Below are 15,531 nucleotides of genomic sequence, written 5' to 3'. Positions count from 1 at the left end.
CATCAGTATAAAATTTATTTATTAAGGTCGGATGGAACTCGCATGCAAGAACTTATACATATTCTTGTTGTGACAAACCTTGCCATGCTCGTTTCATCCGTATAAAATTAGTCTAAGTTATTGGTCTGATGCAATTTATCATACTTTAATTGATGGTAGATTCTTCGCTCCGCTCAGAATGACAGACTGTCTAATGTCATTCTGAGGAGGTAACGACGAAGAATCTGTTCCCTGTTTTTGGTTTCTTAGATGATTAGAGGTTAATTATACATGTTCTTTTGTGACAAACCTTGCCATGCTCGTTTCATAAAACCAAAAATCTAAAAATTTAACGACCTTCTGTACTAAGGTAATGATCGATAAATCCGGGCAAATCTTCTACTGCAATTCTTTTGCCAATGATCTTTTTATCTTCACCTAAAACATAAATGGTAGGTGTACTTTTAATATCATAATAATCCCTGAATCCGGTATGACGGTATGGATCCCAGACATTGATGAAATCATACAGCCCGTGTTCCTCAATAAATTTGGTCCATTCGGGCTGGTCGCCCTGGGTATAGACGGCAAAAACCTCGACGCCTTTGTCCATTAGTTCTTCCTGGTAAATTTCGTTGAGCTTTGGAATAGCCTTTTTACAGTGACCACAATCGGTATCCCAGAAAACCAGTATGGTAACCGGCGAAGTGAGCTCATGTAACCTGAAATACTGACCATTGTACGACTGCATTTTGAGGTCGTGGGCTTTGTTGCCTATCAGGGTTGGTTTTATTTCTTTCACCCTTATTTCCAGTTTGTTAAGAAACTCTTCATCCGCCCATGTAGCGTCGCCTGAAAGGTAATACTTTTCCGCCAGGCCAACGAGCATTTTGTCCATTCCCATAATTTGACTGTCGTTGGCATAATTAAACAGATCGCTGACCAGAAAACGGAAAACCTCGGGAGCAGGTCTTGAAATCTCAATGATTCTGATGGCCTCTTTTAAAAGAGTATCAGGTATTTGTGGTAAAACAGAGGAGAAATAATTTTCAACTTTCCGGCCAAAGAAGGGGGTTCGCAATATTCTTTCATCAGTAAGGTCTATGTTGTCAAAATAATGATTTTTGTAATATTGATATCGCTTTATTCGAAGGATAGAATCCGGATTAGTTGTTCCCTCAGGAATATCGAACCCGGGAATTTCAATTTCCTGAATTCCTTTGATGAAAAGAGCCAACAGTGTTCCCGGATTTTCTTCTGTTAGTTCCTTCCATTTGTTTTTAACTTCCTGGTTAAGATTTTCCAGTTGTTCTTTGATTTTTTCACCATCATCACTGTCGGGGTCTGTATCCTGCAACTTCTGCTGTAATGCCTTGGCTTTATTCTGTCTTTCTATTATAAAGCGTTGGTATTTGTTGAATTCGGCTGTTTGTTCCGAGCCTGTTACCTGCATGGAAGAGACCATATCTGCAGTATCTACTTTCACTTCAAAATGCTGGTCTTCATCAATCAGGAGATCAAAATATCTTTGATTTGGAAGGTAAACGACATAAATTCCTCCAGGCAGCGGCTTTTGTCCGGCGAAAACAGCTTTACCATTCGAATCGATGCGCGTGGTATCATCGACATACATGCGCTGGTTGAAATAATGTCCCAGAATTAGCGTGGTATCACGAAATCCGTTGAGGGTGACCTCTATTTCATGGCCAGGTTCTTCCGGATTCCGAGCATTACCGATAGCAGGAATAAAGGCTATCAAAAAGAAAAATAAACAGTCTTTTAACAGTTTCATAGGAGATTGTTGGTTTTATATTATCGTTCAACAGTCAATGGCTTTTGTCTTTTCTTTCAGCCACTCTTTTTCCTTTTCATTCAGTTTTGGAGAAAGTTGTTCAAAAACCTTTTTGTGATAGCTGTCAAGCCAGTTTTTTTCCTCATCGGTCAACATGTCTTTAATAATTAAAGATTTATCTATCGGGCATAAAGTCAGCGTTTCAAATTCAAAAAATGTGCCGAAGTCAGAGTCGCCTGCTTTGCGCGAAAGCACTATGTTTTCAATGCGAATGCCATATTCCATCGTACGGTATATTCCTGGTTCATTGGATGTTATCATTCCAGGCTTTAGTTCAATACCATTATCCTGCAGTCTTATGCTTTGAGGGCCTTCATGAACGTTGAGAAAATAGCCTACTCCATGTCCGGTTCCGTGTCCGTAATTCAATTTGTTTTTCCATAGGGGCTGCCTGGCCAGAATATCAAGATGCACTCCCCTGGTTCCGGTGGGGAAGACTGCACGCGCCAAAGCAATGTGTCCTTTCAGTACAAGTGTATAGTCTCTTTTAACTTGATCATCAACCGGGCCGAGACCAATAGTACGGGTAAGATCGGTGGTTCCTGAAGGATATTGCCCTCCCGAATCGAGCAGGTATACTCCTTTGTTTTCGAGTTTTGCATCCGACTCTGGAGAAACATCGTAGTGCACAATGGCACCATGAGGGCCGTATCCTGAAATGGTATTAAACGATTCTCCCTGGAAATCCGGGGATTGTTTTCTGAATTCAAGTAACTGTCTGGCAGCGGAGAGTTCACTGACAGAACCCGATGGCACGGTTTCTTCGAGCCATTTCAGAAATCTGACCATGGCAACGCCATCCTCAATCATGGTTTTCCTGATGTTTTCTATCTCCACGTCGTTTTTTACAGATTTCAGAGCCGTTATTATACCTGTTCCTTCAATTTTTGGTATGGAAGCCGGTATTGAGGAAAACATTGTAAAATTATTTCGTTGAGGATCAATAAAAACAACGGCATGATCGGGTAATTCTTTGAGATGGGTATAGATATCTCCATATAAACTAATGCGTATTTTATCGTTGGAGAGTTTCTTACCAATGGCCGAGGTTAGTTTGTTCGGGTTGATATAAAGTGAAACATAGTCCTGACAAATAATCAGGAAAGCATGGAAAACGGGATTGAAGGAGACATCGGAGCCTCTGAGATTCATGACCCATGCAATTTCATCAAGTGATCCGGTAACATAGTGAGTAGCACCTTTTTCTTTCAACTCACTGCGAACCATTTCAATTTTTTGGGTTCGTGAAAGGCCGGCCAGTTTTTCGGGATGTTCGGTTACGGGATTATCGGGAATGGCGGGTCGGGTGGTCCAAACATCTTCCGCAAGTGTGTAGCGGGTTTCAAGTTGTATCTGCTTTTTATGAAAAACTTGGCTCATTTCCCTTATTTTTTCAACCGAAAAGCAAGTGCCATTGACGGCTACCTTGCTGCCTGCCGACAAGTTGTCGGCTATCCAGTCGATGTAACCGGGTACGTCGGGAAGTCCTTCTTTTACAAGCTTTACACCTGTTCCGGCCAGTTGTTCTTCGGCCTGAAGATAATACCGGGAATCGGTCCACAGGAAGGCAAAATCGTTCCCAACCACGAGGGTACCCGCCGAACCGGTAAAACCGCATAAATAATCCCTTATCTTCCAGTGGTCTGATAAATATTCGCTGATGTGGGCATCACTACCCGGAATAATACATACATCTACGCCTTTGGCTGCCATCTTTGATCGCAGTTCCTGAATTCTCTCTGAATAGTCTGACATATTGAATTATTATTTTTTTATGTTTATGCCGGCATTTTCATTGAAAAGCACTATTGATGCGCCTTCATTGTCATCCGAATTACTGCCCGAAAATGATGTTTTTTCATGGTCGCTGACGATACGGAACATTTTCCGGTTGTAATGTATAAACTGTCCGTTGGAAACTTCACCATGAAGATTATAAGTAAGGGATTCCGGCAGGGTAAGATTTACAGGGGCATTGGAATTGGCAATCGACAGTTCTTTCAGATGATTTCCGACACTACCAATAATCAGCAATCCGTTTGTTATTTCTATTTGGCCGGCTTCTTCAATTTTTTCGACCGAGGCGAAACAAAAATCACCATTAATGTTAATTTTGTTGATATTTGAGATATTCAGCCTTGTGGTTTTGCCTTTAATTTCGGCTAAACCGGCATCGGCGATATCAAGCTGGTAATACTGCCCGGTAAAGGTGCCTTTATCAACTTCCTGTATCGCAATATCTGTATTATTGAGATCAAGTTCACATACTTTTGTCTTGTTAAAACCGGCCTTAACAAAGGAGAGGCTTCCCCGTACGGTATCAATGGGTACGGCACTTTCATGACTCAGATTTCCGTATTTCAACGTTATATCCAGAGAAGTTGTGGGCGAGGCAAGTCTTATATCTCCAAACTGATTGTTCAGTTTCAATGTGTTTTTGACCGGAACCAATACCTCGTATGTGATTTTAAAAGCATAATTTGAATAGAAATCCTCGCTAAAAGAAGTCCTGAAATAAGCCCTTCCTTCATTTTGAGAATCTTCAATATCAATTTTCTTAAGAACTTCATCGGCTGAATTCCGACTGTCGGATTCAACATTTATGATGACCTTTACGGCAAGTGTGTCTCCCTGGCTTGGAGAGATAATAATATCCCCGTGGCGGTTGTATATTTCAACACCATCATATTCATCGGACGAAAATATCCACTCTTTTTCATCCGAATACTGGTTTAATTTATTTTCCTGACCTGTTGTGTCTTGGTTGATTAGTACACTAATGGTCAGAATAACAGATATAAAAATGTTTCTCATTATCGGATATTAAATTATTTTCCCGGGCGCAATACAGCAAAATATATTTCAGGGCTAAAGTTAGGAAAAAGCAAGGAGAAGGGAAATTTTACATGGCCCGAAATGAAACTTAAACTGCGTTATTAATAAGTTTTCGTCATAAGATGCTCAAATAGCAAATAATACAAGCAACCGCAGACAGAATTAAGGCAGGAAATAGTGAACTATTCTAAAATTAAATTTGATAAGAACGCTTGTATTTTAACAAAAGCATCATGGATATGTGTAAAGTTTCATGACAGAGGTAGCCATTATTGAACCAGAGCTGATGAACCTTAATCAGGAAAATTCCAAATCAGATTGGAATGAAAAACAAATGGGGATGCCCTGCTCCGTGAATCAGGGAAAAACTTTTGCTAAAACTTTTTGCCTATAAAAAAGCACATATTGCGGGAGTCTTCTTCCACGGGTAACTTAATTATACCGGGAAAGCCAATGTTTTGTCCCAAACTTGAACTAATTTTACCAGAAAGTGAAAAAAATCTAATTGCTGAATTGCTGCAAGCTAAAATAAAATTTGCTAAAAAATATTTTTCGCGCTATTTTCATGGCACAAGCCATGGCTTATGCCATGTCCGATGTTTTTCCATAAAAAGTTGAAATTTAGCTTGTTAAGAATTAACGCCTCCTACGGTAATTACCTGACCATATCAAGTTTTTGTTTGTTTAAAGTTTATGTAAATAAAGGAATTATTATTTTTATCACTACTGACCGAGTAAAATAAAATGGATATAATGAAGTCGTGTATTTATGTGCGTTCTGAATACTTTTACACAGTTCAGAGGCAGGTTCGCATCAAAGAAATTTCGTTAAGAAAATCGGATTGTTTTTCGTAAAGAAACGAGCTTGCGAGTTCACCGAATGCCTTTGAAAGCAACCACGATAATGAGGTAAATCCGAATTGTCTGAGCGAAGCGAGTTTTCGGATTTTAGAAAAACAATCCGATTTATAGGAATTTCTTTGCGCGACGACGTTTTTTAGCATAGCTGAATTTTGCTGCGTTCGGCATTGACACAAACAAGTTTGGTCACTGCTCTCACTTAACGCAAAATTTGTTTACTTTTTTTTGCTGTAGAATTGGAGCGAAGCGTAAATCGTGAACGCCTTATAATTTTTTATCTCGTGGAAAAAAAGTAAAAGCCTGCGCGGCCTGAGCGCAAAAAGTTAAATGCTTTTTTTTGTCGGACAGTAGTGTATTTTTATACCACACTCAGATAAGCTTTGGAAAACGTGTGAATCACAAACAAAAACGCGAAATAACAAGGATGGATAAATCTGCGGTAATTTCAGACAAAACAATGTTTGAACGTACATCATCCTTTTCCTGACGGTTATGGAATACATTGCACCTGACGTCAAAATAGGCTTACATTGAGCAATCTTATTTTGCATCTTGCCGTATAGTCTGGTGAACACCAAAAAAATGATTTATGATCAAAGGACAACAACTGGTCAATGCGCTTGATAATTCCGAAGGGGTTGTTTTTATAACTGAAGCAGACGGGACCATCGTTTTTGTAAATAAAACCTTTGAAAAGGTTTATGGATATAACAGGGATGAAGTAAGAGGAAAGAAGCCTTCTATTCTTAAGAGTGGATTTCATTCCAGGCAGTTTTATGATGAATTGTGGCAAACCATTTCAGCCGGGAAAAGCTGGAGTGGTGACATGGTAAACCGGACAAAAAGCGGCGAAATAGTTTCTGAAAAAACCTTCATATCACCTGTTTTTTCAGACGATGATTCTACTATCACCGGATATATAGCAGTTAAATTTAACATTTCCGAAAGGAAAAAGCTGAAAGAACAACTCGAGATAAGAGAGCAGTTGTTCGAAAAGCTTTTCGAAAATTCTCCGGTAGGCATTCTTATTCTTGATGACATAAAGTCTGAAGGTGAAATTATTGATTTTACTGTTGAACGTGCAAACCTTAAAGCTTCCGTTATTTTTAACCGGCTCTCTTTTATCGATCAAAGGTTATCATCGGTGATGTGTAATAAGAATATTGCCGGATTGATGAAGGAACATAAAACAGTACAACATGGTGAAGAGGTTTACGAGTGGGAAGATATGTGTAAAGGGAAGGTCTTGGAATTCAAACTTTTCGGGCTGGGTAGGAATAAGAAATGCCTACTGGTGACAGACATTAGTCCAAAAGTAAAGATGGAATCGCGACTAAAAGAGAGTGAAGCCCGTCTTCGTGAATTGAATGAGACAAAAGACAAGATATTCAGTATTATTGCCCATGACTTGAGAAGTCCTTTCCAAACAATTATTGGCTTTGCTTCCCTGCTAAGCGACGGAATGGACAGTTGTTCATCAACGGAGTTGAAAAAAATGGCCGCTCAGATATCGGATGTTTCCGAACAAACCTACAAGTTGCTTGAAGACCTGTTAACCTGGTCGAAGTCCCAGTTGGGACAATTGTCGCCGGTTCCGGTTAAAGTGAACCTGAAAGAAATTGTGGAAAAAGTTTTTTGCCATCTACGCCAACAGGCCGATAAAAAGAATATCAGTTTAATAAATGATATTTCTGAAGCGGATGTAGCTAAAGCCGACAAAGATATGGTCGAGTTTATCGTTCGTAACCTGGTTCATAACGGCGTTAAATTCACTACTCCGGGAGGAGAGGTACGGTGTTTTACAGAACGGGAAGACGGCTACATCAGGATACGGGTAAAAGATACCGGAATAGGGATTCAACCGGCCAAACAAAAGGGCATATTTTCTTTGTCAGGCAATTTGTCAACAAAAGGAACCAGTGAAGAAGCCGGTACAGGACTGGGACTTATGCTTTCGCGCGAAATGGTGGAAATGAATAATGGCAGGATAGCGGTTGAGAGCGAACCCGGAAAAGGCTCTTGTTTTACGGTAGTACTGCCGGAAGCAACTTTTTAATACAGTTCGTTTTTTCAATGGTCAGTTAAAAAAGTCTAAACGCAGAGACGCCATGACGCAAAGTTTTTATTATGAGGTGTTGTGATTAGCGCCATTAATTGTGTAAACAATTAATTACCAAGCAACTGTAAAAGTTTAACGGAGTATTGACTTTTGCCGGATGATTTATGGAATGGGAGTTGTGAGCTATAATTTCCTCATAAATGATCTGGTTTTTTTCTAAACACATCTTTTTAGCAAAGGATTATATATAACATCTCTGCGTTCAGGTTTCTTTAACGGACTATCGGAAATAAAAAGTCACAAAAAAAGGTTAAGGAAACATCCTCAACCTTAACCTCATCCTCAACCTTAACCTTAACCTCAACTTTATCTCTGATTTTCCAAAAGCATATCCATCTTTGCTGCTTCTTCATTCATTTCAAGTCGCAGGTAAATGTTTTTCAGATACTTGATGTATAATTGATTGTCTGGATCTTCCTGATGAAGTTTTTCAAAGATATCCCGGCTTTGTCGGTACATAGCGGATATTTTCTTTAATTCCCGCTTTAGGTACACATAAGCTGTATAATTGGGGTCTTTATTGTATTCACTCATTTCTGCTTTATACCAGTTTTCGGCTCGTTCATATAAATCTTTGGCTTTCCATTCGAGGGCGGGCTTAAAATCAGAGTTTTTTTCCAGCAGGGCATTACATACGCTGCGGGCTTCTTCCTTTTTGCCTGTCGCTTCAAGTGCTTTGACACGAAGAAATACAATTCTCGGATCATTCATTGGCGGCATTTGCCTGGCTCTTTCAAGCGCTTTTTCATACTCTTTTTGATCCATTTCGATGGCAAAAAGTTTCTGACCTACCTCTTTTTTCAGCTCGGGTGATTCTATCTTATCCCAGTACCGATTCCATAATTGATATTCTTTATCGGTTTTTCCGGTTTGATCGTAAACACTTGCGAGCATTTTAACAGCTTCGAAATCTTCGTCCCTGTCAAGCCATTCCTGAAGAAGTTCTTCAGCCATCGGATATCTTTCCAGCTTTACAGCTGATTCGGCAGCCATTTTGAGATATTCCGTTTTAACTTCGCTGCCCTTTGAAGAATGATAATCTTTTAATTTTTCATAATTAACAAGGACTTCTGAGTAGTTTCCCGCTTCAAAAGCATTCTTAATGGATGCCTGATGGGTTTGCAATTGTTTTAGGGGATTACATCCCGCTAAAAGAGCGAGAAGCAGAAACGAGGTCGTTAATTTTTTTATTTTCATGTTTGCGGTTTTTTATGCAGCATCTGCATATTAAGTTTGTATCCGGCCGAAAGGTGTCAATTGCTTAGAGACAATTGACACCCTTCGAATAGAAATTACAAAAATAATATAGTCATAACAGCAAAACAAGTGCCTAAAACTGGTTTTTGAAAAATAAAATCGCTGTAAAGATTGTAGAAAATGCCTTAAAAATTATATTTTTGCAACGCGTAAACAGAACGACACACGGGTGTAGCTCGGTTGCCAGAGCACTGGTCTCCAAAACCAGGTGTCGGTAGTTATAGTTTCTTCTCTCGTGTGTGTGCTCAATTTAAGGAGAGTTGGCCGAGTGGTCGAAGGCGCACGCCTGGAAAGTGTGTATACGCCAAAAGCGTATCGAGGGTTCGAATCCCTCACTCTCCGCAAAAAGCCATCCCTTTTAAGGATGGCTTTTTGCGTTAGAGAGTGAGTGGATTCGAACGAAAGGATGGCGGGGGTTCGAATTACTTTGTAATCATGAGCGGGATTGTGATTGTAGCCTGTGGGAGCGAATAATCTCTCACTCTCCGCAAAAGACCAAAAAGAATGCTCTTGAAGCGGAAGTCATCAACGCAGCTTTGGACCATTTCAAAAAACGCATAGCCTACGTTATGGATTACCTATCCTACGAAGAGGAAGAAGTCACCGCCCGGCTTTTACCGGGGAAATTCCAAGTAAAGAAAGAGCAAAGGCGCACGATTCTATGTGTTTTTAGGAAGCACAACGAAAATGCAAGAAAACTAATTCAGCAGGCCCTAATTAAAAACTTCCAAAACCCGGGTTATCTCTTGGATGGCTGCGTTTTTCGTATTTTAGGTCGCGAAGCATACTGCTGTTGACGGCAATGGTGAAGAAATACGATTTATAGGCTCCGACGGGAACGAGATTAAAACTCATGTTCCAGCAGTGCAGGTCGCGATTGATGCGGATGTTGGTATGAGATATTTCATTTCTGTCTACATTGTAACCGGTAGAAAAATTAATGGACCATTTTTTTGTCAATTCAAGATTCCCGTTCAGGCTAATATCGGCAGTAAATTTTTTATCGTACGCCATTTTTTCCTTGTTAAATTTATCCTGAACGATGCGCATATTATAGTTGAGTGACATATTCCAGGGCATAGAAAAATCGGCGTACCGGGGTGTTACCGCGGAAGTTTGAGGCTTAGGAGGCCCTTCGGTTCGGTTTTCAAGGTTATTATCCTGGTCAGGGAACTGGCTATCGGTGTTCTGGCCCTTTTTCTGCTTGTCTTTTTTCTTAAAAGTTTCAGCTCCGAAGTTAAGCCCGAAACTCAGGCTGGCATTTTCCAGCCGGGCAATTTTTCTTTTATCTTTCCACAGCAGCCGGTCAACTCTTACCGGATTTCCATATTCGTTCAATTGAATGGTGTAGGGGTCAAAAACAGCATTGAAATTGATGGAAGTACCTAAGACTTTTGTTCGTCCGCTCATGTTGATCCTGGACCATTTCAGCGAGTCGGCCAGAAAATTGTATGAAGTACTAAAGTTCAGTGATTCCAGAAGTGGTATTTTTTTGAACCCGGTACTGTCTTTCCGGCTTTTTACTTTCATTTCAATATTATTATTCAGCCCAATGCTCATAGAGCCGGATTTACCGCGTCCGGGTACTCCGTACATGGCACCTTCATATATCGAATAATCATGCCTTACTATTTCATCACGATTTGGGTCGTAATATTCAAACCAGTCGTAATAACCGTATTTTGGATCACCAAAATCGGGACGATAAGACATACTCACAGAAGGCGTCATCATGTGCCTGATGGCCTGAATGCCATCGCCAAACAACCAGCGGCTGGGACGAAAGAAAGTATATATCTTGGTTTGTGTGCCTACTGAGAAACTGTAATCATAAACCCTGTTAAATCCCTGTATGGTGTCTGATACCACCACCTGGTGTTTTTCCTGGTCGTATGATTTCTCGATGGATTTAAAGTACCAGCGCTCTTTGTAATTGAAGCTTGGAGAAAGAGTAAAATGCCTGAAAAGTTTGAAATTCATGCTTACGGGGATAGTATGCTGAATACCGTTTTTCCAATCCTGGGCAAGACTGGAATCAAACAGTTCACTTTCTTTGGTTGAAATTCTGTTACTGGCATTTCCGGTATAACTCATACTGATTTTTTCGTACCATTTCTCTTGCGAACCTATTCTGTCTTTGTCTTTAAAAGGATAAATACGGTTCATCGTCAGTGTCAGGTTTGGTAAAGTCAGATCAATAGTAGTATCCCTGCTGTTTTGTGAATGCTGAAGGTTGGCTGACAGACTAAAAGGACTATCGGGCCATTGTTTGGAATAGGAAATGCTGGAACGCTTGGTGTTGGTTGCAAGTTGTCTCGGGTTAATAATGCTGCCTACATTATTACGGTCGAATGAGCTTGTAGAAAAGTTTACACTGGCTGAAAAACGACTGTAAGGATTGGCTTTGGCATCCTGACTGTGCGACCAGCTTAAGGATAAATCCTTACTTTTACTATAGTCTGGCAATTCTTTTTCGCTTGTAACATTGGTGATGTATTGAAAATTGAAATTACCCGAAAATTTGTATCGTACTTTGTATCGCGAAGCTACTCTTGTACCCCACGACATATTGGAATAAATATCACCGGTCACAGACAGATCGAAATAGTCGTTGGCTGCCCAGTAATAACCCCCGTTTCTAAGGAAAAACCCACGGTTGCTTTCTTCGCCGTAAGAAGGAAGTAGGAATCCCGAACTGTATGTGGATGAACTGGGAACAAACGCGAAAGGAACAGCTACAGGCATTATCACATCTTCAATAACCAGATAGGCTGGTCCGGTGATAATCTTTTTACCCGGATCGATTTTGGCTTTTGTCAGGTTAAGATAAAAGTGAGGGTGATCATGATTGGTGCAGGTAGTGTATTTCCCATTTCGCAGGTAATATATATTATCCTGTAATTTCTTTGCCTTGTTGCTGACAACGTAACCCTCACCCTGTTCTGTTACAACATGCTCAATAATGGCTTTTTCCGTTTCAAAATTATATTTGATAGACCGCATGGTATATTCTCCGCTGGGATCTTTAAAAACGGGCAATCCAATTTCATTTCCCGTGGAATCGATCCGTCCTGTTGCATAAGCCAGACTGCTGTCGAGGTCCAATTCTATTTTATAGGCGGTAAGTAAAACATCCTGATAACTGACACTGGCATCCCCGTAAAGAAATACTTTCCCTCCGGTAAATTTAACCGAATCGGAGGCTGAGTATTTTACTTCGGCTTCTATAACGGGAGGTCTGGTTTTTGTCTGGAGGGTGTCGGTCTCTTGTAATGTTGTGTCTCCGACGATTTGAAGGGTGTCGGTCTGATTAATTGTGAGAGGCGAATCTTGTGCCAATGTGGATACAGGAGAAACGGTAAGAACTGTCAATATGAAACCGACCGTCAATCGTAGCGAAGTATGTTTACAAAGTGTTGGTATCAAGATGTATATGCTTCTAAGCTTGGTGATTTTTCATTTTTTCTCTCCAAAATCAAGCACAAAAATAAGCTAAAAAAAGGTCTTTAAAGAGCATTTTACCGCAAAATTGAGGCCATTTTAACAAAAACAAAGACTAAGATTTTTTAATTTTGGGATGGAATTTGTTGCAAAAACTCTCAAATTTGTACAAAATTTTGTAGATCAGTAAAGAAATAAATTTATCAAATCGTATCGGATTGGTTTTGTTTCGTCGGATTTGATAAGCATACTTTTGAGAACAGATATGAAGCTACATATTGTATTTAGAGGGCTGATGTTTTTTTTCTTTTGCTTTTTCACGGCAATACTGGCCGGTCAATCAATAAGTGAGGAGAGCATTGTTTTGAAAACGGTAGTCATCGACCCCGGTCATGGCGGAAAAGATACAGGTGCCATTGGCAGAGAAAGCAAAGAAAAGGATATTGTTCTGGATATAGCCTTGAAAGTGCGGGATTATTTGAAGAAGTTTTTACCGGAACTAAATGTTGTTATGACGCGCGAGGAGGATAAGTTTGTACCTCTTGATGAGCGTACTCGTATCGCCAATGAAAATGATGCGGACCTTTTTGTATCGATTCATGCCAATTCAATCACAAATCCCCGTATTTACGGTGCAGAGACTTTCGTTTTGGGACTTCACCGCTCTGAAGAGAACCTTGAAGTAGCTAAAAAAGAAAATTCAGTAATTGTGTTGGAGGACAATTATGAAACGAAATATGAAGGTTTTGATCCCAATTCAACCGAGTCTTATATTATTTTTGAGTTGATGCAAAATGTGTATCTTGACCAAAGTATCGGGTTTGCTTCTGCTGTTCAGAATCAGTTTAAAAGCAGGGTGGGACGCCACGATAGAGGCGTTAAGCAGGCAGGATTTCTGGTTTTAAGAGAAACTTCGATGCCCGGGGTACTGGTAGAAGTTGGTTTTCTCAGCAATCGCTATGAAGAACGGTTTATGGCATCTGAAAATGGAAAGGTTTATCTTGCTTCAGCTATCTTCAGGGCGATAAGAGATTTTAAAGAAAGGTATGATGCCATGAACTCCAATTTGGTTAAGCAAAAACCAAAGACTATCGAAAATATGGTTACCGAATTCGGCAAAGAACCCTCATCTGACGATACTACAGGTATTCAGTACCGAATTCAGGTGGCCAGTTCGCAAAAGCCAATAAAAGAAGATGAAGGACCCTATAAATATTTCGACAATGTGTGGGAGTACAAAGAAGGAGACTATTATAAATATACGACAGGACTTGCTTACAGTCATGAGGAAATAGAAAAAATTCTTCCTGAAATAAGGGAAAAAGTTCCTGATTGCTTCATCGTAGGTTTTCGCAACGGAGAAAGGGTTATCCCCTGACAGGATAAAATAAACCGGTTGGTTTTTTAGAAACCTTTCTGCCCGGTCTTCTATCGGGTAATGAGGAATGTATAAAGTTAATATTCAGTGCCTTTACAAATTCCTGTGGTTATTACAAACAGCTGATTTACAATGTTTATGAAAAACTTAACGAAAAATAGCGCATTTATTCAACAATCAATAAAAATGCATCGTCCATGACCATAAATTGTACGTGGCTATAAGGTCGGGAAAGCATATTACTAATCATCTGACTGTTCTGAAGGTGTCATTTACAAGCGAAAGTAGTAAATGACATTGATATGTACAGACACTAAACTAAATGATGTATTCATGATAAATCTAAAAAAGGAGTATAAAATTGCTTTGACCGTTATTACAGCCCTGGTTGTTTTGCTGTGGGGCGTTAATTTCTTGAAAGGTAAGGATATTTTTGATACAGGAACTGTTTATTACGGCATTTATCCCAGGCTGGAGGGACTTACCGAAGCCAATCCCGTTTATTACAATGGATACAAGGTGGGCAGTGTCAGAGAAATAAAATTCTATCCGGAAAGAGAGAAAAAATTTATTGTAACATTCTCACTGAATAGAGAGTTACCGGTATACAGAAGTACGGTAGCTCAAATTTATAGCTTCGACCTCATGGGAAGCATGGCAGTGCAATTTCTGGACGGTCAACCGGATGAGCTTCTTGAACCTGGCGATACATTGCAAACAAGCATAAAGCCGGCAATAATGGACCAGCTAGCCACCCAGGTTATGCCCATTAAAGATAAGGTAGAAGCACTCATTGTAAGAATTGATTCCACTTTATCCGGCTTGTCCGGTATCTTATCCGATACCAACAATCAAAGCTTTGAAGAAGGACTGAAAAGTTTCCGGCAAATGATGCAAAACCTGGAGAAAACGACTGCCGAATTTAATACTGTTATGTCTAAAGGCGGCGCGTTGCGTAATTCTTTGGCCAATATAGATACTATCTCCGGGGAACTTAGCCGGCAACGTCTTTCTGTTTCAGCAACCATAAAAAATGTGGAAGACTTTAGTGAACAACTTGCAAGACTTGAACTTGAGTCATTGGCCGGGAAACTTGATTCGAGCCTTTTTATTCTGAATTCTCTGCTGAAACAGGCTCAGGAAGGGGAGGGAAGCCTTGGACTATTACTTTCTGATGAAGCACTTTATTACAATTTGATGGATGCCTCGGCCAATCTTGACAGATTATTGGCCGATATACGCCTCAATCCGAAGCGTTATTTGAGCATTTCAGCCATTGATTTTGGAAGAACGGTTGAAATTAACGTTGACGACAAAAAAGCCGAAGAGCAGGGCATTGTGTATAAAGTCAGAGTGGCAGTATCGGATAAACCATTGGATATCAGGAATACTATGATAAGGGATAAATACCGTATTTTTGAAGATACAGATGGTGAGAAATACACTTACACAGTGGGTGCCTCTTCTTCGTATGCCGATATTAAAAGCATTCGTGATGAAATTATTCATGAGTATCCCGAAGCAAAAATTATTGCCTTCAAAGAAGGTAAACCTGTGAAAATCATTAAAGCACTTAAACTTTCCGACACGAATGATTAAATATTTTGTTTAGTAGAATTGATGAAAAAACAGCCCGGAAAATTATTTGACGAATGAAGATTTTTTTTTTGAATTTTTATTCAATTTACTTTCCTTCAATGTTTTGTAACTGTTAACTGAAAGTTAATTTTTTTGATTTGCCACCTGATTATCAACTATTTAAGCAGCGTTAGTTTTAGTGCTTTGAATACTAACAGTATAAAGTAAATC

At 39.8% G+C, this 15,531-nt stretch carries 8 protein-coding genes and 2 tRNA genes; 5 read left to right on the top strand and 5 right to left on the bottom strand.

Going from position 1 to position 15,531, the window contains the following annotated elements; genetic code table 11:
- Nucleotides 1–328: 328 nt before the first annotated feature.
- The 3 genes from ATH1_RS0105915 to ATH1_RS0105905 are packed head-to-tail and all read right to left on the bottom strand — an operon-like array spanning nt 329 to nt 4,645.
- Nucleotides 329–1,771 (bottom strand): redoxin domain-containing protein, encoded by a 1,443-nt coding sequence (locus ATH1_RS0105915; RefSeq protein ID WP_010418887.1) that lies wholly within the window; start codon nt 1,769–1,771, stop codon nt 329–331.
- Between the two features lie 27 nt (nt 1,772–1,798).
- Nucleotides 1,799–3,586 (bottom strand): aminopeptidase P family protein, encoded by a 1,788-nt coding sequence (locus ATH1_RS0105910; protein ID WP_010418884.1) that lies wholly within the window; start codon nt 3,584–3,586, stop codon nt 1,799–1,801.
- 9 nt (nt 3,587–3,595) lie between these two features.
- Nucleotides 3,596–4,645 (bottom strand): hypothetical protein, encoded by a 1,050-nt coding sequence (locus ATH1_RS0105905; RefSeq protein WP_010418881.1) that lies wholly within the window; start codon nt 4,643–4,645, stop codon nt 3,596–3,598.
- Between the two features lie 1,471 nt (nt 4,646–6,116).
- Here ATH1_RS0105905 and ATH1_RS0105895 point away from each other — a divergent pair.
- The gene (locus ATH1_RS0105895; protein WP_010418876.1) at nt 6,117–7,583 is read left to right on the top strand and encodes a sensor histidine kinase; all 1,467 of its coding nucleotides are present in this window, start codon (nt 6,117–6,119) and stop codon (nt 7,581–7,583) included.
- A gap of 369 nt (nt 7,584–7,952) precedes the next feature.
- Here ATH1_RS0105895 and ATH1_RS0105890 read toward each other — a convergent pair whose 3' ends face one another.
- Nucleotides 7,953–8,843, bottom strand: coding sequence for a tetratricopeptide repeat protein (locus tag ATH1_RS0105890; RefSeq protein ID WP_010418873.1), 891 nt, complete (start codon nt 8,841–8,843; stop codon nt 7,953–7,955).
- Between the two features lie 223 nt (nt 8,844–9,066).
- On the opposite strand from ATH1_RS0105890, the gene ATH1_RS0105885 reads away from it, so the two are divergent.
- Both ATH1_RS0105885 and ATH1_RS0105880 read left to right on the top strand, forming a co-directional pair.
- A tRNA-Trp gene (locus tag ATH1_RS0105885) sits at nt 9,067–9,143 on the top strand.
- 14 nt (nt 9,144–9,157) lie between these two features.
- A tRNA-Ser gene (locus ATH1_RS0105880) sits at nt 9,158–9,245 on the top strand.
- 375 nt (nt 9,246–9,620) lie between these two features.
- Here the strand turns inward: ATH1_RS0105880 and ATH1_RS0105875 are convergent.
- Complete coding sequence (locus ATH1_RS0105875) at nt 9,621–12,329, bottom strand: putative LPS assembly protein LptD (RefSeq protein ID WP_245531722.1); 2,709 nt, start codon at nt 12,327–12,329, stop codon at nt 9,621–9,623.
- A 280-nt stretch (nt 12,330–12,609) separates the two neighbouring features.
- Between ATH1_RS0105875 and ATH1_RS0105870 the strand changes: the two genes are divergently transcribed.
- Together ATH1_RS0105870 and ATH1_RS0105865 are read left to right on the top strand one after the other, a co-directional pair.
- Complete coding sequence (locus tag ATH1_RS0105870; RefSeq protein WP_010418866.1) at nt 12,610–13,722, top strand: N-acetylmuramoyl-L-alanine amidase family protein; 1,113 nt, start codon at nt 12,610–12,612, stop codon at nt 13,720–13,722.
- Between the two features lie 333 nt (nt 13,723–14,055).
- A complete protein-coding gene (locus ATH1_RS0105865) occupies nt 14,056–15,321 on the top strand; it encodes an MlaD family protein (RefSeq protein WP_010418864.1) in 1,266 nt (421 codons plus the stop codon).
- Nucleotides 15,322–15,531: the final 210 nt, after the last annotated feature.

It is taken from the genome of Anaerophaga thermohalophila DSM 12881, assembly GCF_000191885.1.
Classification (GTDB): domain Bacteria; phylum Bacteroidota; class Bacteroidia; order Bacteroidales; family Marinilabiliaceae; genus Anaerophaga; species Anaerophaga thermohalophila.
Note: the sequence above shows the minus strand (reverse complement) of the source record. Positions and strands in the feature narration are given on the sequence as shown.

Coding starts and splice junctions, on each gene's coding strand:
- ATH1_RS0105870 (WP_010418866.1), top strand. CDS start 12,610: ATGAAGCTACATATTGTATTTAGAGGGCTGATGTTTTTTTTCTTTTGC.
- ATH1_RS0105890 (WP_010418873.1), bottom strand. CDS start 8,843: ATGAAAATAAAAAAATTAACGACCTCGTTTCTGCTTCTCGCTCTTTTA.
- ATH1_RS0105915 (WP_010418887.1), bottom strand. CDS start 1,771: ATGAAACTGTTAAAAGACTGTTTATTTTTCTTTTTGATAGCCTTTATT.
- ATH1_RS0105905 (WP_010418881.1), bottom strand. CDS start 4,645: ATGAGAAACATTTTTATATCTGTTATTCTGACCATTAGTGTACTAATC.
- ATH1_RS0105910 (WP_010418884.1), bottom strand. CDS start 3,586: ATGTCAGACTATTCAGAGAGAATTCAGGAACTGCGATCAAAGATGGCA.
- ATH1_RS0105865 (WP_010418864.1), top strand. CDS start 14,056: ATGATAAATCTAAAAAAGGAGTATAAAATTGCTTTGACCGTTATTACA.
- ATH1_RS0105895 (WP_010418876.1), top strand. CDS start 6,117: ATGATCAAAGGACAACAACTGGTCAATGCGCTTGATAATTCCGAAGGG.